Origin of the sequence: Mesorhizobium sp. L48C026A00 (assembly GCF_000502375.1) — a bacterium.
In the GTDB taxonomy this organism is placed as follows: Bacteria; Pseudomonadota; Alphaproteobacteria; order Rhizobiales; family Rhizobiaceae; genus Mesorhizobium; species Mesorhizobium muleiense.
In genome coordinates this window covers 171,587-191,682 of the sequence record NZ_AYWU01000003.1, presented here as the reverse complement: position 1 = coordinate 191,682, position 20,096 = coordinate 171,587, and the positions used below count along the sequence as shown (strand labels likewise).

Genomic DNA, 20,096 nt, shown 5'->3' with positions numbered 1-20,096 from the left:
ACAGCGAACCGCCCGCGCCGCGGGCAGTTCGCCTGGCGAACGTCACGCGGTGGCTATCCACCAGCGCTCGGCCATCTTCAGTCCGTCATTCTCCCAGTTCGGCGCCACGTCGCCATGCGCCAGTTTCTTGGACTTGGCGCTGACAAAATTGTTGAATACCAGGACGATGGCGCCGCCGTCATCATGCGTCAACTGCTGCATTTCTGCATACATCGCGGAGCGCTTGGCCTCGTCGGTCTCCGCGCGTGCCTGGATCAGCAGTTCGTTAAAGCGAGGATTTTTCCAGAACGTGTCGTTCCAGCTGGAATCGGCCGAGTAGGCCTGCGTGAACATCCAGTCGGCCGTTGCACGACCGCTCCAATAGGAGGCGCACCACGGTTTCTTGAGCCAGACATTGTCCCAATAGGCGTCCTCGGCCTCGCGCACCACATTGACATCGATGCCGCATTGGGCCGCCGTCTCGCGGATGAGGGCGGCTGCGTCCACGGCGCCGGCGAAAGCGGCGTCGGCGACGGAAAGGTCGACCTTGAGATTTTCGATTCCCGCTTTTTTCAGATGGAAGCGCGCCTTTTCCGGATCGAACTTGTGCTGCGGCTCCGGATTGATGGCGAACTTGATCGCCGGTGCGATCGGGTTGTCATTTCCGACGGTTGCATGGCCAAGGAAGATCTTCTGCGCGATTTCCTCGCGATCGATGGCCCATTTCAACGCCATGCGCACATCGGGGTTGTCGAATGGCGCCACCGTCACGTTCATCGGCAGCGTGTAATGGCCGTATCCGGTGACCTCGAGGATTTCGATATTCGGCTTGCGCTTCAGCATACCGAGCGTTTTCAGGTCGGCGCGGCCGATATAATCCACCTCGCCGGTTGACAGCGCCGCCATACGCGCTGCGAGGTCCGTGATGGCGATAAACTCCACCTCGTCAAAATAGGGTTTGCCGTTCTTGAAGTAGTTGGGATTGCGCTTGAGCTTGGCCGAGACGCCGGGCTGAAAGTTCTCAAGCACGAAGGCACCGGTCCGGACGCCCGATTCCCAGTCCGCCTTTCCGTCCTTGGCAGGCATGACGACAAGGTGATAGTCGCTCATGATGTAGGGAAAGTCTGCATTGCCGCTGTTTAGTTTAAAAACGATCGTTTCCGGACCGTCCGCCTTGATATTGGTCACCGATTCCAGCAGCGACTTCGCCGCCGATTTGGTGTCGACTCCCATGTGGTATTGCATCGAGGCGACCACGTCGTCCGCTGTTACGGTCTTGCCGTTGTGGAAGGTCGCACCTTTGCGCAGCTTGAAGACCCATGTCGTCGCGTCGTCCGAGGTCTCGAAGCTCTCGGCAAGGTCCGGTTGGATGCTGCCTTTCGCGTCGACCTCGGTCAGGCTGTTGGACATGGCACCCGAAAAGGCGGTTTGCGTGAAGGTGTCGAGATAGCCGGCCGGATCGATCGAATCCGTCGTCGCGCCATGTGCCATGCCGAGCTTGGCGAAGCCGCCCCGCTGCGGTTCGGCCCGCGCCACGGTCACGAAGAGCTTGTCGCCGGCGGCGACCGTCAGGCCGGCCGCCAGCCCGAGCTGGATGAAATCACGGCGCGAAACCTTGCCGCGGCCGATCAGGTTTTGCGCCAGGCGGAGTTTATATTCAGATTCTGACACTGCTTCCTCCCAATTGCGGATTTCCCGCATTCTTGTTGTTGGCATTATCGAGCAGATCTGGCGGATTCAGCCGATTTGCCTCCTTTCGATTTTCAGCGTTTTCGACACAAATCTTACGCCGTTACATAGATTTCACCAGCTTCCACCGTGACCGGGAATGTTCGGGCACGTACGCCCGGATCGACCAGGGCCGCACCGGTTTTTATGTCGAATTCCCAACCGTGCCAGGCGCAGCGCACGATCTCGTTCTCGCGGTGATAGATGAACTGCGCTTGGTCCACCGGCGCCGTGGTTCCGCATTGCGGTCCCTCGCAAAGCGGAGCGCCTCGGTGCGGACAAACGTTCAGCAAGGCATGGAATGAATCTCCGATGCGGAAAACCCCGACTGACAGGCTGCGGATTTTGGCGATGTAGGGAGTTCCGGTCTCGATTTCGTCGACCCGGCAAATGTATGTTTTCTCAGCCATTGTCTGCTCCCGTCAGGCGGCATTAGCCGCTTGCGTGCGGGGAATGCGTTTATAGACCTCGAGCGCATTCAACCCCATGATCTTGCTCCTCCAGGCAGGCGGGATGTGCAGCGTGTTGGCATCGTCATAATCCCAATGCGGGTAGTCGGAGGCAAACATCAGCGTGTTCTCGCCGTCCATCGCTTCGAGAGTGGACCAGAGATGCTGTATGTTCGCGGGCTGCTCCAGCGGCTGCGTGGAAAAGCGGATATTGCGCCGGCAATACTCCGAGGGCAGCATCTTCAGCCACGGCGTTTCCTTGCGCAGCGCTTTGTAATCTGCGTCCAGACGCCATAATACCGATGGAACCCAGGCCACACCGCACTCGATGATCACGAAATACAGGTCCGGCCATTTTTCGAAAACGCCATGCGCGATCATGCTTGCCACATGCGACAAGGCCGACATGTGAAGAATAGCGTGCGTCTCCCAGAAGAAGGTCGTGGGAGCCGGTGCCACCGCGTTCCAGTTGATGCCGCCATGGCCGCCTAGGTGGATCGCGAATGGCAGCCCGACTTCGGCGCAAGCCTCGAAAATGGGATGGTAGAACGGATCACCGTAGGGTTTGACCGAGCCTTGGGAGGCCAGAACCTGCACCATACGCGGATGGTTGCCGAGGCGGCGGATCTCGGCTGCTGCGAGCTTCGGATCCTGCGGCGCGATGATGATGGAGCCCATAAAACGACTGTCTTTGGGAAGCCATTCGGCGATTTGGTAGTCGTTATAGGCGCTGACCAGTGCACTTGCGTAATAGGGATTGGCCAGCGTGGAGGCTTCGATCGGCTCGTCGCCGGTGAGGATAGCGGCTCCGACATTGTATTTGTCGAGGTGCTTTTCTTTCATGACGAGATAGTTGTCGGCCTCCGTCTCGGGCCTGACGTCCTTCCGGGAGAAATCCTGCGGGTGAAACCACGGACGGTGACCGTGGGGGAAGGCGCCTCTCGGACCAGTTTTTTCGCCTTCTGTGAACATGTCTTTCCAGACGCCGGAAAGATATGGCTCGAGCACCGTAGCGCTCGACCAGTAATTGTGACAATCGCAATCGACTATGAACACCCTAACCAACTCCCCTGGCGCGGCAGGCCGGCTAACCCAGCCGGCTTCTTCAACCGCAGCTTCCGCCTTGGGAATTATTTGATCAAGCTTGTGATCTGAGGTAATACGATCGGATTTTTCGATCGCGAGGCCACATGCAGCTGGATCACATTGAGACCTTTCTCGACATTATGGAGTCGCGAAATTTCAACCGTACGGCCGATCGTCTTGGGGTTACGCAGTCGACGGTCAGTACCCGCATCAGGAACCTAGAGCAGGCCATCGGTTCGGAGCTCTTCCTGAGGGGACGCGCCGGCGCCGAACCGACCGCGGCGGGGCGACGTTTCGAAGCCTATGCGCGCGCGATGCTGTCGACATGGTCTCAGGCCCGCCATGACGTTCGGGCATTCAACCGGTTCGAGGGCACCTTGCGCGTCGCTGCGCAGGTCGGGATGACGCGATCGATATTGCCGGGTTGGGTGGAAACTCTGTTCCAGGTGCTGCCGAAATCGTCAATTCACGTAGAGTCCGACTACTCGCCGCAGATGATTTCCGACTTGAGCTTGGGAAACCTCGATATTGCTGTGGTCTACGCGCCCCGATACCTCCCTGAAATCTCCTACGATCCTCTCATGGTTGAAGAATATGTGATGGTGTCTACGACGGCCAGGATCCTGTCGGAGGTCAACGCGGATATGTACATCCGGCCGGGCTACACGGTCGCGCTTGAAAAAGCCCACGCCGAGGCGCTGCCGCAATTGGCGATAGGCCGTCTTTCGATGGGCTCGGAAACCCTCGCCGAAGCGATGCTGCGGCGCATGGGTGGCACTTGCTATATGCGCAGTGACGATGCTCGGCGGTATACCGCCGAGCGGCCGTCTTTTGTGGTCGAGGGCGCGCCCGCGCTTCAGCAGCCGGTTCACACCGCTATTTTGGCGCGCCGCAAGCACGAGCCGATCATCCGTAGAGGGATTCGCGCGCTCCATCTGGCCGTTATGTCCATGGAAACCTAGATCGAAATATCCGATTGTAAAGCCGACATCTGCCGCTTTTTTGAAAGTATCCCGGCTGCCATTCTGGTCGGGTCAAGCAGAGTCCAATCATGAACGCGCACGCTCCCTTTTCGGCCACCGATTTCGCTCCAGCGCTGCGTCAACGGCAATGGGCGGAGAGCTCAAGACAGTTCGTGCGCTGCCGGCGCGTCATCGATGAGACACACGACGTTAAGACATTCGTCTTTTCAGCTGCTTCTGGCCACATGTTCAGCTTTAGTGCAGGCCAGTATTTAGTCCTGAACCTGACAATCGAAGGCACCCGGGTAACGAGACCGTACTCGGTGTCGTCGCCGCCGACTCGACCGCTCGACCTGCAGATCACGGTGAAGCGGGTGAAGGGCGGGCTTGTTTCCAACTGGCTTCACGACAATCTCCGGCCGGGCCACAACATTGAAATCGAAGGGCCGGTCGGACGTTTCAACTTCGACGATCTACCATCCGAGAAGCCGCTTTTCCTTTCGGGCGGCAGCGGCATCACTCCCGTTATGTCGATGCTGCGGGCGCTAACCGACCGGGCATCTGGCCATGACATCCGTTTCATTCACTGCGCTCGGACGGCGGACGACATCGCCTTCCGCTCCGAGTTGGAGGCGCTCGCCGCGCGATTCTCCAATGTCGATGTAAGCTTCATCTGCAGCCAGGAAGGTTCGGCGTGGCAGGGCCCTTTCGGTCGCATCGACGGCCCCATGCTCTTGCGGCTGGCTCCGGACCTTCACCAGCGCACGTCTTACGTTTGCGGCCCCGAGCCGTTTATGCAGACGGTTCGGGCCTGTGTCGCGGGGATCGGCATCGCACCCTCCCAGTATCACGAGGAAAGTTTCGGCGGCGCCGTGGGCAATTCCATGGCTCCTCAATCGGCTGCCGCTGGCCCGACTTGTGTCCGTTTCGCCCGGTCTGGCGTGGAGCACCTGTGTGCGCCTGGAGAGACTCTGCTCGATGCGGCGCGCAATAGCGGCCTCTACATCCCTACCGCATGCCAGCAGGGCATTTGCGGAACCTGTCGGACGGTCAAGCTCTCAGGTGACGTCGTGATCGACGACCTTGGAGGACTCAGCCTTGAAGAGAAGGCGGCTGGTTATGTGCTGGCTTGCTGCAGCCGGCCGCTAGGCACCGTTTGCCTCGATCTCTGACCTCATTGCGAATTGATGGCCAAGCCCGGCGCTGGGGGCATGCCAGTGGCTCACATGATTGGATAAACGGCGCGCGCACTCATGAGTCGGTTCCGGCAATCTGCGCTTGGCCGCTGGATCCTTTGTATGTCGGCTTTCGGGCGGCATCGTGCGGCGGGAATGGTCGGATTGGGGTCAGATCACGTCGGTACCCGCGGGGGGCTGAAGGGCGCTTCTTACAATCCGAGCCTCAAAGCTGCCAGTCAGCATTCGTGCCCATTCCGGTCATCGTGCATACCGGGCTCAATGACCGCAAAGGGTCGAACACCGCCGTTTGAGATCGGCGCCACCGTGTACCGTGCTAAACCACGTCGGCCCGGACGCTTACCCAGGTTCAGCATATCCGGTTCAGCCCCGCGCATCCTCGCCGCTGGCATCCTCGGCCGCAAGGTGATCGCCGACACGCTGCATCAGCCAGTCCCAGGCTTCTTTTTCGCCCTCGCCCGCAGTCTTTTCGATGGCAATCGAAAGGTAGGCGATTTCCGCCTCGATCTTGTCGCGCGGCAGCATGCCGAGCCGGCTGACCAGGATGGCCAGTTCCAGCACCGCCGCCTTGGCGCGGTTGAAGCCGGTGAACGGCGCATGCGTTTCCTCCTGCACCACGCGGCAGAAATGGCGAGGCCGCATGGCGTCGTCATCCACGCTTTCGACTTCGAGGACCGAATGCGCGAGCGCCGCTGCGAGCCGCGGCACCGGGAACCCGTCGACGGCAACGGTCGGCCAATGCTTGCGGCCGGTCAGGCAGCCGGCAAAGATGCGGACGTCATCGGTGTAATTGGCAATGGCGAACGGCACTTCGGCGAGATTGTCGAGCGTGATCGACGGCCGGAACGGCGCGATGACCCAGCCGTCCTTCTCGGCGATGATGCCGATCGGCGCGATGTGGACGTCGCCGGCTTCGTTGACCGTGGTGATGATCGATTCGCGAATGAACGGCATGGTTTAGCGCTCTTTCTTCGCGCGAAGCGTGGGGCCCGCTTCGGCAAGACGGCTGCGGTCGGTTTCGGGAGCCGGCGCGGCAACGCCCCATGCGAGCGGCTCGTCCTGCACATAGCGCTTGCCGAGGCGCCACGCGATCTCGGCCTTCATCAGTTCGGCGCCGAGATAGAACGCGTGTGCTCCATCCGCCTCAACGCCAAGCCCGGCAAAGAGTTCGAACGCATCCGTGGCAACCGCGTGCCCCTTGCCGTTGAAAACATGGATGCCGTCCTCCGCGGTCATGATGCGGAAGTTGGTGTCACGCACCTCGGCCGCGAGGGCTGCGATATCCTCGGTCGAGGCGGTGAACGGCTTGCGATCGTGAACCTGCAGCAGCCCTGGATGATAACTCCGCGGCAGCGCACCGTCACTCTTGGCGGCAAACAGGATGCGGCGGGCAATGTCGTGCTCCTCGATCGTTCGCAGCGTATGCGGGCTGACATGCACGGCAAGCACGTTTCGGATCTGAAGTTCCGAGCAGAGCCCGGCCAGAATCGCGGTAACGCCGGAACTGTCGGCGTCCGTCAATTCGGTGAGATTGCCGGTGCCCATCAGCAGCTCGACCTCAGGCCAGCGGCGGCGCGCCTCGATGAAACGCCCGAGTGAGGCGGCAAAGCCGAAATGGATCGGGTCGAGCACCGGATCGGCGATGAAGGCGACGCCGGCCTGTTGCGCCGCTTCGATGGCCCGGCCGAGCGAATCCAGGTCGCCAGGCGTGGCCGGGATCAAAACTGGCACGGCCCCGCAATCGAAGGCCAGCGGCAGCGTGTTCTCATCGAGGCTGAGAAGATAGTCCGCACCGGCGCGCGCGCCGATCGACAGTTCGTCGGTGCTGGCCGAATCGACGCTGACCAGAAATCCCAGTGCCTTCAGCTTGCGCACGACCTCTTCCAGCAACGGAAACGGCGTTTCCGGCAGGCAGCCGAGATCGATGACGTCGGCGCCGGCCGCGGCCAGCGTCCGTGCTCTCGCCACCAGCGCCTCGACCGACAGCATCGGCGCATCGACGATTTCGGCGAAGATGCGCATGTCGTGACGCGAAAGGTCAGGCGGCTCGCCCGCCCGGCCGAGAAAGGCCGGCAGATCGGCGATCTCGTCGGGCCCGCGTACGAAGGGCACGCCGAAATGCTTCGACAGATGCTCGATGTCGCCGCGATAGCGGCCTGGCAGGATGACGCGATCGGCGGCGCCTGCCAAGGTAAGCCGCCGCTTGATGATGTCTTCGCTCATCAGCGCCGCGACCTTGACGCCGATGTCGATGATCTCCCAGGCAAATTCGGTTTCGCCCAGTCCGGCCAGCAGCCTTTCCAGCCGGACCTTGGCCAGATGGCCGGTAAGAAAGACCAGCCGCTCAGCCATGGCTTGCGAGTTCGGCGTGGCGCCGCCTGACCGAGGCTTCGAGATCGGCAAGCGACTCGACCACCTGGGTTCGCTCAAAACTCTTCAGCTGGTTGGTATTCTCCAGGTCGATGCTGCGCGGATAGACCTTGACCAGCCCATGCGGCGCCATGGTTTCGAGTTCCGGCGCGGTGTCGCAAGCAAAGACGATGGCCGGCACCCGGCATTTTCCGGCCTGGGCAAAGACGTTGGTGGCGAGCGTGTCGGAAATGCCGTGCACGCATTTGGCAACCGTGTTGGAGCTGGCCGGCGCCACCACCACCGTATGATAGACGCCGTGATAGAATTCGCCGACCGGGATCGCGCTCGCCGTCTTGTCGTGCAGCACGCGCGTCGTCTCCGGGAAATCGAGCTTGAGCTTGTACATGCGCAGCACTTCGTTGGCGGCTTTCGACACAAAGACATCGCAATGCTCGACCTGGTGAATGAGTGCAAAACTCTCCGTAAAAAAATGACCGGAACCGGTCAAAACCCATGCCCAGCGCGGCGTATGCAGCATCGCCATCGCCTACCCTGCTTTTCTTGCCGACCGGATCGAAGCCGCGATAGCAATGCCGGGCAGATTGCCCGCCGCGAGCAGCGCCCCGGCCTCGGCGGCATCTTTCGGGCCGGCGAGGTGGACATCGACACCGTCGGGCAGCATGGCGGCGAAGCCGGCGTCGACGATGCCTCTGACCGCCAGGCTGTCGATCGTGTCGCTGCCGGAGAAGGCGCCGGTCTGCTTGATCAAGAGCAGCGCGTTCGCGCCGAGCTTGCCGGCAAGCCAGGCGGCAAGGGAATCGGAGGTAACATCCCAGGACGCCGGAATGTCCGGCGCCGGCAGCGCCAATGACGACGGCAGCCACACCGGGATCTTCCCCGCGTCCAGCGCCCGCCGCATTTCTTCCAGCGACCGTGCCGGCGCCAGCCTTTCGTCACGGTCGAGGATGACCTGGGCGAACTGCTCCATGGCGAGGATCGCCATGGCGTGGGCGGCGGTGTCGGAAAAATCCATGTAAATCTGCGTCTCGCGCACCTGGTCGGCGAACAGGCCGCCGCCGGGCACGATGACGATCGGTAGCTTGGAACCCGCCAGCGCCGCGATCCAGCTTTCCAGTTCCGCCGCATGGACGGTGCTGCCGCCAAGCTTAACGACGGACGGCTTGACGGCGGCTCGCCTGATGGCCTCGGGCCTTTCCTGTCGCGGCCGGGGAACAGCGCCTTGGTCTTTTCGACCAACAGGGCCGGAGGCGACGCTGCGACCTGCCGATTGGCGCTTGCGTTCGATCTCGACGCCGACGCCGCCTGGGCCGAGTTCGAGTTTTTCCACCCTTACCGTGACCCGCACGACACGCGGGTTCTCCAGAATGTAGGTCGCCACCTGCTCGGCCAGGGCCTCGCTAAGCTGGATGTGGCCCCGCGCAACAATGGTGCGGATGCCGTCCATGATGATGTCGTAGGAGAACACATGGCGCATGTCTTCGGGATGGTCGGTGACTTGCAGCACGTCGGCGGTCACGTCGAAACGCACTTTTTGGGTATGGCCGTGCTCAAAACTGTAGGCGCCGATCTGGACCGGCAGGACAAAGTCCCGCACGAAGATCTTGTCGGTGCCCAGTGTCGGGTCGGTGCCCGGCGAATAGCCCCTCGCCGCCAGCAGGCGGTAGTCGACGCTCGACGCGCCGCCAGCCCGGGATGCTTCCGGGATCAACTCGCGGATCTGCGCAACCGCCTCGGCGCTGATCGAACCCACGCGGCCGGAATCGCCGCACAGCGCCCCGCGAAAGCCGAGAAAATCGGGAGCGAAGGGCAGCAGGCGTGGAATATCAGGGGCTTCCAGAGATCCGCTCAGCCCAACCATGAGGCCGAGCGATTTCGCTCGATCGATGAATCCCGGGATACGCTCGGGCGGCAGATGGTCGAGCAGCCGCCCGTTGGCCTTGTTGGCAGTGTCGACCATGGCGCCATGGAAGCGATGTTTGGCAAGCATCGGCAGAAGCTCGAAATCCGGCGCCAGGTCGGCGAAAAGCATCGCGATCAGTTTCGTTCGCGCAGCGAGCGGTTCGAGCGCCGCAGCACAAGCCGCGACATTTGCCGACGGAAAAAAACCTATCTTGACGTAATCGACGCCGGTTGCGGCGATCTCTTCAGCCCTGGCGCGGATGGTCTCGGGTTCCATCGGCAGGTCGCCGCAGACCGCGCTGACCGGCGCCCGGCCGGCGACCAGCGAAACCGTCCGGCGGATGGTCTGCGCGGACACCGCGCCCAGCGCTCCAGCCTTCGGATCCTTCAGGTCGACGATGTCGGCACCGCCTGAAAGCGCGATCTCCGCCTCGTCGACGCCGGTGACGCTGGCCAGCATTCTGGTCATTGACGGACTTTCTCCGGCATGAGGAAAAGGGCGCTCTTGGGCCCGAATACCGAAATCCGCCCGGTCGCCGTTCGGGCGAGCAGGCCTGGCACTAAAGCAGACGTGAGAAGTCCACTTTCAGGGTTTGATAAAATTTGCGGGTCAGCTAAGCTCATCACGGGCACCTTGACTTCGCGCCGCTCCGACAACAATCGGACTTTAGCGCAAGAACGGGTAATTTAATCGATGACGAGCGCGGTGCCGGGCACTCTGGCGGCCTTTTTGTGCTTTTTTTCCCTGACCGTCAACGTTGCGGGCGCGCTCGCCCAGGAAGCGACGGGCAAGCAGCCGACCGCAACGGCCAAGCCGGAAAAAAAAGTAATCGAGATCAAGATAGGCTATTTGCGCGCCTATGCGCCGCAGCTGGCCTTGTCGGTGCTCGACGTCCCGCCGCGCGATGAAGGCGTGGCCGGGGGCAATGTGGCGATTGCCGACAACAACACGACCGGCAGCTTCCTTGGCCAGAAATTCAGCCTCGACGTGACCGAGGTGAAGCCGGATGCCGATGTTGTCCCGGCCTTCCAGGAGATGATCGCCAAAGGCAACCGCTATGTGGTCGCAGACCTGTCGGCCAGGCAGTTGCTGTCGATCGCCGATCTTGCCCGCGACAACGGCGTCTTGATCTTCAACGCCGGCGCCACCGACGACAGTCTTCGCGAGGAGGAATGCCGCGCCAGCATTTTCCACACCATTCCGACGCGCAGCATGCTGGCCGACGGGCTGGCGCAATATCTCATCTGGAAGCAATGGCGGCGCTGGGTGCTGATCTACGGCTCGCACGAGCGCGACCAGCTTTTTGCCGAGGCGCTGCGCCGGGCGGCGACGCGCTTCGGCGGCGAGATCGTCGGCGAAAAGCTGTTCGAGGATACCGGCACGGCGCGGCGGACCGATTCCGGCGTCGTCCAGATCCAGCGGCAGATGCCTGTCTTCACCCAGGACCTGCCGGAGCACGATGTGCTGCTGGTCGCCGACGAAAGCGAGGTGTTCGGCACCTACGTTCCGTTCCGCACCTGGATTCCGCGGCCGGTCGCCGGCACCGCCGGCCTCACCCCGTCGGCCTGGCATCCGGCCAGCGAGCAATGGGGCGGCACCCAGATCCAGAACCGCTTCGCCAAGGCAAACGGCCGCCGCATGATGTCGAAGGACATGGCGGCGTGGACCGCGGTGCGCATCCTCGGCGAGGCGGCGACCCGCACGCAGGGCGCCGACCCGCGCAAGATGGCCGATTTCATCCGCTCCGACGATTTTTCGATCGCCGCCTTCAAGGGGCAGAAACTGACCTTCCGCAAATGGAACCAGCAGTTGCGGCAGCCGATCTTCCTCGGCGACACCAGGTCGGTCGTCTCGACATCGCCGCAGGAGGGATTTTTGCACCAGCTGTCCGAGCTCGATACGCTCGGGGTCGACGAGCCGGAAACAAAATGCGTGCTTAAGTAGAAAAGATTGGGAGGAACTTCAGTGCAGAGACGAGCTTGCGCACTCGCCATCGTTGCGACCGGCTTCATGGCCGGTCCGGCGTCGGCCTACATGGCCTATGTCTCCAACGAGAAAGACAACACGATGACCGTGGTCGACACCGCGACGATGCAGGTGGTGAAGACCGTCAATGTCGGGCAGCGTCCGCGCGGCATCACCATCTCGCACGACGGCAAGCACATTTATCTCTGCGCCAGCGACGATGATTCGATCGAGGTCATCGACACGGCGTCGCTGGAGATCGTCGACACCTTGCCTTCCGGGCCCGACCCGGAGCTGTTCGTGCTGTCGCCTGACGGCAAGACGCTCTATGTCGCCAATGAGGACGACAATCTCGTCACCGTCATCGACATCGAGGGCAAGAAGGTGCTGGCGGAAATCCCGGTCGGCGTCGAACCGGAGGGGATGGGTGTCAGCCCGGACGGAAAGACCATGGTCAACACGTCGGAAACGACGAACATGGCGCATTTCATCGACACGTCGACGCACGAGATCACCGACAACGTGCTGGTTGACACGCGTCCGCGCTTCGTCGAGTTCACGCCCGACGGCAAGCAGGCCTGGGTGAGCGCCGAGATCGGTGGCACGGTTTCGGTGATCGACAATCAAACGCGCGAAGTCGTCCAGAAGATCACCTTCGAGGTTGCCGGCCTGAGGCCCGAATCCATCCAGCCGGTCGGTGTGCGCATCACCGCCGACGGCAAGAAAGCCTATGTGGCGCTCGGACCGGCCAACCGCGTCGCGGTGGTCAACACGCAGACATACGAGGTCGAGAAATATGTGCTGGTCGGCCAACGCGTCTGGCAGCTTGCTTTCACCCCGGACCAGAAGACCATCATCTCGACCAACGGCGTGTCGAACGACATCACCTTCATCGACGTGGCGACCGACGAGCCGGTGCAGTCGGTGACCGTCGGCGCGCTGCCGTGGGGCGTCGTCGTCTCGCCCAATTGAATTCCGCCAAATGAACCGTTGAATAAACCAAGTGAATCAAGCCGACAGAAAAACAGCAGAAGGGCAGGAAATCATGCGGAAATTTCGGGCAGTCGCTTTCGCCGCGCTGGTGGGCATGGCGCTCACCCAGGGCCAGGTCTCGGCGCAGGACGGCGATGACGATGACGCCGCCGCCGGAGCGGCCAGCACGGAGGCCAGTCCGAAAGCCGAGAAGGCGACCCGGGCCAGCAAGGACGTGCCGGAACTTATCCTCGGCAGCAAGGAAGACCAGTTCACCGCCAACCAGAAGGATTTTGAGCTGATCGCCGGCCAGGGCTATCGCTGGAAGATCACCGCGGCCGGCGGGCTGGAGTACAAATTCCACACCGACCTGTTCCGCAATGTGTGGAACAACAAGATCGTCATCAACGACCTCGAGGTGCACATGAACGGCGCACCCGCATGGCTCGAATTCGACGCCGACGGCACCATCCAGGTACAGTTCACCACCGTGAGGCCCGGCATCTACACATGGTCGGTGCCCGACCTCGCCGACAAGGGCATGAAGGGCACGATCACGATCAAATAAGGTTTGAAAAGCAGGACCTGCGCGATCGCGCCCCGTGGGCTAGACTTGGGCCAGACTATTGTCGACGACAAGGGAGCCGACCGGCGTGCAGCATGTGAGGACAAACGGACCGGGAGATCAGGTGGCGGCGCTCGACGTCGCCGCCGTCAGCCATTCCTATGGTTCGAAGCGGGCGCTCAGCGACGTCTCGTTCTCGATCGCGCCGGCGACGTTCACCGTTCTTCTCGGTCTAAACGGCGCCGGCAAGACGACGCTGTTCTCGCTGATCAGTCATCTTTACGACACGCGCCGCGGATCGATCCGCATCTTCGGCCATGACGTCAGCCGCGCCTCCGGCGAGGCGCTCAGGCGGGTCGGCATCGTGTTCCAGGCGCGCACGCTCGACCTCGATCTCAGCGTCTACCAGAACCTCTCCTACCACGCCGCGCTGCATGGCATCGGCGGACGCGAGGCCCGGCAGCGCATTGCCGCGCTGCTCGATATCGTCGACATGCAGGGCCGTCAGCATGACAAGGCGCGCAGCCTTTCCGGCGGCCAGATGCGGCGCATCGAGATCGCCAGGGCGCTGCTCCACCGCCCGTCGCTGCTGCTGCTCGACGAGGCGACGGTCGGTCTCGACATCCAGTCGCGTGCCGGCATTCTCGCCACCATCCGCAAGCTCGTCGAAACCGAGGGCATCGGCGTGCTGTGGGCAACGCATCTGATCGACGAAGTTGACGACGGCGACCATGTCGTCGTGCTGCGGCAGGGCGAACTGGTCGCAAAGGGCAAGGTGGCCGATGTCGTCAGGACGAGCGGCGCCGGCTCGATCCGCGACGCCTTTTCCAGGCTCAGCCGCATCGAGGCGGCCGGCACCGCGGGGATATCGCCATGAGCGCTCCTTCAATGCCCGAAAAAGTGGCCGGCATCATCCCGGTGAAGTTCGAAAAATTCGGCCTGCGCCACTATCTCATCTGCCTCAAGGGCGTCGTCCTGCGGGAATGCCTGCGCTTCCTGCACCAGCGCGAGCGCTTCATATCCTCGCTGGTTCGGCCGCTCATCTGGCTGTTCATCTTTGCCGCCGGATTCCGGCAGGTGCTCGGCGTGTCGATCATCCCGCCCTACAAGAGCTACGTGCTCTACGAGGTCTACATCACGCCGGGGCTGTGCGGCATGATCCTGTTGTTCTCAGGCATGCAGTCTTCGCTGTCGATGGTTTATGACCGCGAGATGGGCAACATGCGCACCTTGCTGGTCAGCCCCTTCCCGCGCTGGTTCCTGCTGGTGTCGAAGATGCTCGCCGGCGTCTCCGTATCGATCGCGCAGGTCTATGCGTTCCTGATCGTTGCCTGGTTCTGGGGCGTCAAGGCGCCGCCGATCGGCTATCTCATGGTGCTGCCGGCGCTGTTCCTGTCGGGAATGATGCTTTGCGCGCTCGGCATGCTTTTGTCGTCGATGATCAAGCAGCTCGAAAATTTCGCCGGCATCATGAACTTCGTCATCTTTCCCGGCTATTTCGCCTCTCCGGCGCTCTATCCGTTGTGGCGCATCCAGGAGGCGAGCCCGCTGCTGCACAAGATCTGCCTCGCCAACCCGTTCACCTATGCCGTCGAACTGATCCGCTTCGCCTTCTACGGCCAGATCGAGTGGCTGTCGCTGGGCGTCGTTGCCGGATGCACTGTTCTGTTCCTTGCCGCCGCCATCATCGCCTACGACCCTTCGCGCGGCCTGGTGACCCGCAAACAAGACACCGGAGGAAATGGCTGATGGCACGAATGAGCCTTGTTCGCAGCCTGGCTGTGGTTGCCATGCTGACGCCGAGCATGAACGCCAGGGCAGCGAATACCGATTCGGACTGGCCCTGCATACAGCGCAAGGTGCCGCAACTCTCGCTCGGCCAGATCTGGAATGGGCCGGAGCTTCCGCCAGCGGCGAAGGATTTTTCGAAGGACCCTGCCGTCTCCACCCTGGTCGAGGAGGTGGCGGCCCGGCGGATGCCGATCGCCGAAGCCCAAAAGAAAATCAAGGATTTCGCCGCCTCGCTGCCGGCCGAGCAGCTTGCGCCGAAGATGGCGATGCTGGTGCAAGGCATGTTCGATCACATGGACGCCGAGCGTTCGCAGGTGATCTCAGGCATTTCCCGGTACGCCCACAAGCAGCTCGAAATGGCCGCCGCCTTGCGCAAGGCAGCGTCCGACGTCGATGCTTTGCGGGCAAAGCCGGATGCGGATCCCGACGACATCGAACGGCGAACCGAACAGCTGAAATTCGCAACGCGAATTTTCAATGAACGCGTCCAATCACTGACTTACGTCTGTGAAGTGCCGACGATCATCGAGCAGCGGCTTTATCAATTGTCCAAGGCCGTCTCGGAAACCCTCGCCGCAAAGAAGTAGAACCTCTATCTCCGCAGCGGATCTCACGTTCCCCGGCCGGGCAGCACGCGCCAGCGCTGCACGAAATAACCGGGATGCGTCTCGATCCACTGGGCTACCAGCGGCTGCGCCTGCATGAAGGCAGTCCCTGGGTTCATCGCCAGGCCGTCCACCATCTGCTCGCGTTGTTCACAGGTCTGCGGCACATCCGTCAGGCAGACCATCATAACCAGCGTGTAAAGCATTGCCCCATTACCCCCATCGAATTCCCGAACCCCATGCCCGGGAGGTTTCCGAGATACCGACAAGACTGCAGGGGTCGCACATACAGATCGCTTACGGGTGTGAAAGGACGTGGCCCCCACTCTTTCGCACTGCAATATAACATATCGCTTATCTAACACCAACAACCGCCGGGGCGTTCTAGGCAATTGCTTCAGGTTGCGCTGCGCCAATGCGGCGCCGACGTTTCCAGGGCCGATGATTCCGATTTCACGGAGTGTCTTCGATGTCGTCAGACCGGCAGCCCGTTCTGCTTGCGCAGGCTCTTGTCGAATGCGGATGCGGGGACGAAACGGCGCAGGAGACTGACCTGGCGCGCCATTTTTCCCGCAGCATAGCGCCTCTTCGGAACGGGATCGGTCGCAGCCGCCAAAACGGTCTTGGCGACCAATTCGGGCGAATCGCCTTTTTCCATTGCTTTCCGCACGACTGCGTTCATGCCAGCGCGCGCAGCGTCATAGATATCAAGCAACTGGTCCGGCCTGGCGAGATTATCTTCAAAGGACGTGCGGGTATAAGCGGGTTCGACCAATGCAACGCGAATCCCGAACGGGCGCAGTTCATGGTCGAGCGATTCGGAATAGCCTTCGATGGCATGTTTGGTCGACGCATAAAGCGCGAAATAGGGAGCTGGGATGAATCCCTGCACCGAACTCAGATTGACGATTCTACCCTTGCCTTGACGGCGCATTATCGGCAGGACCGCGTTGGTCACGCGGAGCACGCCGAAGACGTTCACATCGAACAGTGCCTGAGCCTGGACCATTGAGGACTCTTCCGCGCCACCAAACAGACCCATGCCGGCATTGTTGACGAGCAGGTCGATGCGCCCGGTCTCGGCCAGCACGTCATCGACCAGTTTCGCCACCGACGCGTGATCGGTCACGTCACAGGACAGCATGGTCGGGCCGTCGGAGTTTTTGGCGACTGCGCGACGGCTGGTGCCGAACACGCGAAAACCGGCGCTTTGCAAAGCTATGGCCGTCGCGCGCCCGATGCCGGAGGACGCCCCCGTCACCAGGGCGACGCCAGGATTGGTCTTGTTCATGGAAATCATCTCTTTCTCTGGGGTTGGACTGATTTTGGATTGGCGTGGGAGAAGCACGAAAGGTCGGAGGCGTCAGTTATGAGCGCCTCTGGCGTTCGCACCGGCGAGCTCATCCGTCCAGCGCCGGAACAGCGCGCTGGCGTTGACGCCGCCAAAGCCGAAGCCGTTTGAGATCGCGTAGTCCATTGTCATCGGCCGGGCCTGGTTTGCGACGAAGTCGATGCCGTCGCCGGCTGGATCCGGCGCGCCTAGATTGAGGGTTGGCGGCGCCACCTGATCCCTGAGCGCCAGGATTGCGAAGATGGCTCCAAGCCCGCCGGCGGCTCCAAGCAAATGTCCGGTCGCCGATTTGGTTGCGCTGACGGCGATGGTGGAATCTGCGCCGAAGAGTGTTTTGATCGCCGCCATTTCCCCGAGATCACCGACCGGCGTCGAGGTCGCGTGCGCATTGAGGTGGCGAACCTCACGCGGCGAAATGCCGGCCTGGGCCAGCGCGACCTGCATGGCTCGGCGCGCCCCGTCGCCATCCTCGGGACCGGAGGTGACGTGATGAGCATCCGCCGTCGTGCCGTAGCCGACGAGCTCGGCGAGCGGTTTCGCGCCGCGCGCCAGCGCGTGGCTCAGTTCCTCGATGACCAGCACGCCGGCTCCTTCGCCCATGACGAAGCCGTCCCGCGACACGTCGAACGGCCGTGACGCCTGAGCCGGCGCCCCGTTGAAGCCGGTTGAAAGAGAGCGTGCGGCAGCAAAACCACCGAGACTGACGATGTTCATGCAGGCTTCCGTTCCGCCGCACACGGCGATATCGGCCTCGTTGGCGTGGATGAGGCGAGCCGCATCGCCGATCGCCTGGATGCCGGCCGCGCACGCCGTCACCGGCGCGCCGAGCGGCCCCTTGAAGCCATGGCGGATCGAGATGTGGCCCGCCGCGAGGTTCACCAGGAAGGACGGCACCGTAAACGGCGACAGGCGGCGGACGCCGCGCTGGTCGACCGTGCGCACCGCCTCGGTGATGGCGGGGAAGCCGCCGATGCCGGACGCGATGATGGTGGCCGTGCGCAGGCGATCGGCTTCCGAGACAGGCGCCCACCCTGCTTGCGCCAGGGCCTCTTGTGCAGCGGCGAGCCCGAAGATGATGAACCGATCTACCTTGCGCTGGTCTTTTGGCGCCAGCACGGCATCCGGATCGAAACCAGCCTCCGGATCGTCTTCCAGCGAGGGAACCACCCCGCCGATCTTGGCCGGGAGGTCTGCCACCACATCGTCCGGAAGCCTGCGGATGCCCGAGCGACCGGCCAGCAGCCGCGACCACGACGCTTCGACATCGGCAGCAAGGGGCGTGACCGCTCCCATGCCTGTAACAACAATCCGTCGCATCTGCTTTCCTATCGAGTTGGCTGCGTCGCCAGCCCTACGCACGCCGTTCAAGCGCCGGCTGCTTCGCGAACCTGGCCGGTCGCCGCGTCCAGGAAGGCTTGGGCGAGATCCGGATCGTTGACGACGCGCGACAGCATCAGCGCGCCGACCATCGTCGAGAGAATGGCCATGGCCTTTCTGTCGGGCTCCTCAGCTTTGGCGTCGGCAATGAAACGGCCGAGGATTTCGAGATGCTCCTTGATCCCGGCTTCGAACGACGCTTTCACCTCGCTGCCCTGTCTGGCGGCATCCGAGCCGAGCGCGACAATCGGGCAGCCGTCCATCTTTTCTCCGCGATGGCCCATGCTGAGGTAGAATGCGATCACCGCGCCAAGCGGATCCTCGGATTTTGCCGCAGTCGCGGCCGACCAGCGCAGCGTGGCGCTCTCCATCGCCCGCCTCGACGCCTGCACCGCCAAATCGTCCTTGGAGGCGAACTGCTTGTAGAACGCGCCCTGGGTCAGCCCGGCAGCCTGCATCAGGTCTTTGAGGCCGATGCCGTCAAAGCCGCGCTCCCGAAAAAGCCGGCTTGCCACATTGATCACGGTTTCGCGGTTTTCCGCCGCCTGAATGCGACTCACACGCATGTAGACCTCCTTAAATTAGCTTGCGTTCGACATCTATAACAGATATAGAGTACGAACGCAATCCAATTTGGAGGAGAGGTCAAATGCTATACAGTCAAATCGTCGAGAAATCGATCCGGCAGAGCTTCGACCACGTCAACAACCATCGCTGGGATGAGGCGGTGAAAGCACTCGTGCCGCATGTCCATCACCGCGTTTCCGGTGACCACGCGCTTGGTGGTGAGCGCCACGACAAGCAGGCCGTGCGCCGCTGGTTTGAGCGCCTCGGCCGCGTCCTGCCCAATCTCCATCTCACGGTCAACCATGTCTGGGTGACGGGCTGGCCGTGGCATACCACCGTATTTGCCCAGTGGGACGGCACCGCGACGCTGCTCAACGGCGACGCCTCCTACGTCAACAGTGGTCTCCACGTATTCACGCTGCGGTGGGGCAAGGTCTATGCGCTTGAGGAATTCTACGATTCACAAGCAGCGGCCCGCGGTCTTGCCGCCCAGGCGGCAACTGGCCTCGAAGAGGCTGTCGCCGAACCAATTGTAGGCTAGCAGAAGCGCAGTCAGCGGGCCTGTCAGGCGACCTCTCGGCAACGGTCGCAAAAGTTCAGCTTCGGGCTTTGTTAGGTGGATCCAGGCTGCCCAGTCCTCCGGCTGGAGCACAACGACTTGTCGGTTGTGGTAAGGAGCCACGTCCGGCCCCGGCTCAGTCGTCATGGTGAACGTGGGCGGCTTGTTGCCGGCGCCTTCTTTCCACAACGCAGCGATCGCCATAAACGGGGAGCCATTAAGCGCGAACCTGTGTTTCGCTTTGGGATACTTCGTTCCCGTGAATTCGAAGAACGCAGACGCCGGAGCAACGCAACGCTTGCTGCCGCCGAATTGACGGCCCTCAGAACGGAAGTTGAATAGGGGTCCGCCCTTTGGTCCCGTTTGCGGAAATCCGAACGTCATCGAAACCAGTTCAATAGTGTCGCCGGCGGAGCGCATTACAGGGGCGGGATCGTTGATCCGGATGTCATCCGCCTGCGGCAGATCAAGCTCGGTCTGATGGCTGGGGATGTTGAGTGCCAGCGATTGCATCATCCGGCAATATTCCGCCCAGGCGATATGCTGCTCGTAATCGTTGCACATGGATCTCCCCGCCCGTCGAATCGGATGATCAATTCAAGATAGCGTGCAAGGTTCTGTGCTGACAGGCTGCTTGACTAAATGTTCTCTTTTCGTTCGGCGTCGGACGC

21 protein-coding genes are annotated in these 20,096 nt (G+C 62.0%); 9 read left to right on the top strand and 12 right to left on the bottom strand.

The genetic code is table 11. The features are described from left to right. Window positions 1-42 precede the first annotated feature (42 nt). The 3 genes from X738_RS50475 to X738_RS50465 form a co-directional block, all read right to left on the bottom strand. Window positions 43-1,650 carry an ABC transporter substrate-binding protein gene (locus tag X738_RS50475; RefSeq protein ID WP_023797724.1) on the bottom strand — a complete coding sequence of 536 codons (1,608 nt, stop codon included), beginning with the start codon at window positions 1,648-1,650 and terminating at the stop codon, window positions 43-45. Window positions 1,651-1,763: 113 nt separating this feature from the next. Beyond that, window positions 1,764-2,117: a Rieske (2Fe-2S) protein gene (locus X738_RS50470; RefSeq protein WP_023797723.1), complete on the bottom strand. Its 354-nt coding sequence runs from the start codon at window positions 2,115-2,117 to the stop codon at window positions 1,764-1,766. Window positions 2,118-2,129: 12 nt separating this feature from the next. Then, window positions 2,130-3,212: an amidohydrolase family protein gene (locus tag X738_RS50465; RefSeq protein WP_031254382.1), complete on the bottom strand. Its 1,083-nt coding sequence runs from the start codon at window positions 3,210-3,212 to the stop codon at window positions 2,130-2,132. Between the two features lie 134 nt (window positions 3,213-3,346). On the opposite strand from X738_RS50465, the gene X738_RS50460 reads away from it, so the two are divergent. After that, complete coding sequence (locus tag X738_RS50460) at window positions 3,347-4,204, top strand: LysR family transcriptional regulator (RefSeq protein ID WP_023797721.1); 858 nt, start codon at window positions 3,347-3,349, stop codon at window positions 4,202-4,204. Between the two features lie 89 nt (window positions 4,205-4,293). Continuing rightward, entirely contained in the window at window positions 4,294-5,376 is a 1,083-nt protein-coding gene (locus X738_RS50455; RefSeq protein ID WP_023797720.1) for a hybrid-cluster NAD(P)-dependent oxidoreductase, read from the top strand. Between the two features lie 387 nt (window positions 5,377-5,763). On the opposite strand, the gene X738_RS50450 is transcribed toward X738_RS50455, so the two are convergent. Genes X738_RS50450 through X738_RS86830 form a run of 4 tightly spaced genes read right to left on the bottom strand, consistent with a single transcriptional unit; the run spans window position 5,764 to window position 10,141 of the window. Next, complete coding sequence (locus tag X738_RS50450; protein ID WP_023797719.1) at window positions 5,764-6,354, bottom strand: DUF447 domain-containing protein; 591 nt, start codon at window positions 6,352-6,354, stop codon at window positions 5,764-5,766. Between the two features lie 3 nt (window positions 6,355-6,357). Further along, the gene (locus X738_RS50445) at window positions 6,358-7,752 is read right to left on the bottom strand and encodes a DUF6513 domain-containing protein (protein ID WP_023797718.1); all 1,395 of its coding nucleotides are present in this window, start codon (window positions 7,750-7,752) and stop codon (window positions 6,358-6,360) included. Further along, window positions 7,745-8,296 (bottom strand): flavoprotein, encoded by a 552-nt coding sequence (locus tag X738_RS50440; protein WP_023797717.1) that lies wholly within the window; start codon window positions 8,294-8,296, stop codon window positions 7,745-7,747. Before X738_RS50440 ends, X738_RS50445 begins: the two co-directional genes overlap by 8 nt. A gap of 3 nt (window positions 8,297-8,299) precedes the next feature. After that, the gene (locus X738_RS86830) at window positions 8,300-10,141 is read right to left on the bottom strand and encodes a (5-formylfuran-3-yl)methyl phosphate synthase (RefSeq protein WP_023797716.1); all 1,842 of its coding nucleotides are present in this window, start codon (window positions 10,139-10,141) and stop codon (window positions 8,300-8,302) included. Window positions 10,142-10,366: 225 nt separating this feature from the next. On the opposite strand from X738_RS86830, the gene X738_RS50435 reads away from it, so the two are divergent. The 6 genes from X738_RS50435 to X738_RS50410 all read left to right on the top strand — a co-directional run bounded on the left by X738_RS50435 (window position 10,367) and on the right by X738_RS50410 (window position 15,553). Then, window positions 10,367-11,617 (top strand): ABC transporter substrate-binding protein, encoded by a 1,251-nt coding sequence (locus tag X738_RS50435; protein ID WP_023797715.1) that lies wholly within the window; start codon window positions 10,367-10,369, stop codon window positions 11,615-11,617. 21 nt (window positions 11,618-11,638) lie between these two features. Beyond that, window positions 11,639-12,610 (top strand): YVTN family beta-propeller repeat protein, encoded by a 972-nt coding sequence (locus tag X738_RS50430; protein WP_023797714.1) that lies wholly within the window; start codon window positions 11,639-11,641, stop codon window positions 12,608-12,610. A 73-nt stretch (window positions 12,611-12,683) separates the two neighbouring features. After that, entirely contained in the window at window positions 12,684-13,178 is a 495-nt protein-coding gene (locus tag X738_RS50425; protein WP_023797713.1) for a hypothetical protein, read from the top strand. Window positions 13,179-13,263: 85 nt separating this feature from the next. Further along, window positions 13,264-14,052, top strand: a complete 789-nt coding sequence (locus X738_RS50420; protein WP_084833642.1) for an ATP-binding cassette domain-containing protein — start codon at window positions 13,264-13,266, stop codon at window positions 14,050-14,052. Next, window positions 14,049-14,924 carry an ABC transporter permease gene (locus X738_RS50415; RefSeq protein WP_084833636.1) on the top strand — a complete coding sequence of 292 codons (876 nt, stop codon included), beginning with the start codon at window positions 14,049-14,051 and terminating at the stop codon, window positions 14,922-14,924. Before X738_RS50420 ends, X738_RS50415 begins: the two co-directional genes overlap by 4 nt. Next, entirely contained in the window at window positions 14,924-15,553 is a 630-nt protein-coding gene (locus X738_RS50410; RefSeq protein ID WP_023797710.1) for a hypothetical protein, read from the top strand. Before X738_RS50415 ends, X738_RS50410 begins: the two co-directional genes overlap by 1 nt. A 23-nt stretch (window positions 15,554-15,576) precedes the next feature. Here the strand turns inward: X738_RS50410 and X738_RS50405 are convergent, their stop codons facing one another. The 4 genes from X738_RS50405 to X738_RS50390 all read right to left on the bottom strand — a co-directional run bounded on the left by X738_RS50405 (window position 15,577) and on the right by X738_RS50390 (window position 18,865). Further along, window positions 15,577-15,777: a hypothetical protein gene (locus X738_RS50405; RefSeq protein WP_023797709.1), complete on the bottom strand. Its 201-nt coding sequence runs from the start codon at window positions 15,775-15,777 to the stop codon at window positions 15,577-15,579. Between the two features lie 269 nt (window positions 15,778-16,046). After that, window positions 16,047-16,862 carry an oxidoreductase gene (locus tag X738_RS50400; RefSeq protein WP_031254379.1) on the bottom strand — a complete coding sequence of 272 codons (816 nt, stop codon included), beginning with the start codon at window positions 16,860-16,862 and terminating at the stop codon, window positions 16,047-16,049. Window positions 16,863-16,934: 72 nt separating this feature from the next. Next, window positions 16,935-18,239, bottom strand: a complete 1,305-nt coding sequence (fabF, locus tag X738_RS50395; RefSeq protein WP_031254378.1) for a beta-ketoacyl-ACP synthase II — start codon at window positions 18,237-18,239, stop codon at window positions 16,935-16,937. 47 nt (window positions 18,240-18,286) lie between these two features. Continuing rightward, window positions 18,287-18,865 carry a TetR/AcrR family transcriptional regulator gene (locus X738_RS50390; RefSeq protein WP_023797706.1) on the bottom strand — a complete coding sequence of 193 codons (579 nt, stop codon included), beginning with the start codon at window positions 18,863-18,865 and terminating at the stop codon, window positions 18,287-18,289. Between the two features lie 83 nt (window positions 18,866-18,948). Here X738_RS50390 and X738_RS50385 point away from each other — a divergent pair, with 83 nt between their 5' ends. Further along, the gene (locus tag X738_RS50385) at window positions 18,949-19,407 is read left to right on the top strand and encodes a nuclear transport factor 2 family protein (RefSeq protein WP_023797705.1); all 459 of its coding nucleotides are present in this window, start codon (window positions 18,949-18,951) and stop codon (window positions 19,405-19,407) included. On the opposite strand, the gene X738_RS50380 is transcribed toward X738_RS50385, so the two are convergent. Then, window positions 19,327-19,989: an SOS response-associated peptidase family protein gene (locus X738_RS50380; protein WP_023797704.1), complete on the bottom strand. Its 663-nt coding sequence runs from the start codon at window positions 19,987-19,989 to the stop codon at window positions 19,327-19,329. The genes X738_RS50385 and X738_RS50380 overlap by 81 nt on opposite strands. Between the last annotated feature and the right edge of the window lie 107 nt (window positions 19,990-20,096).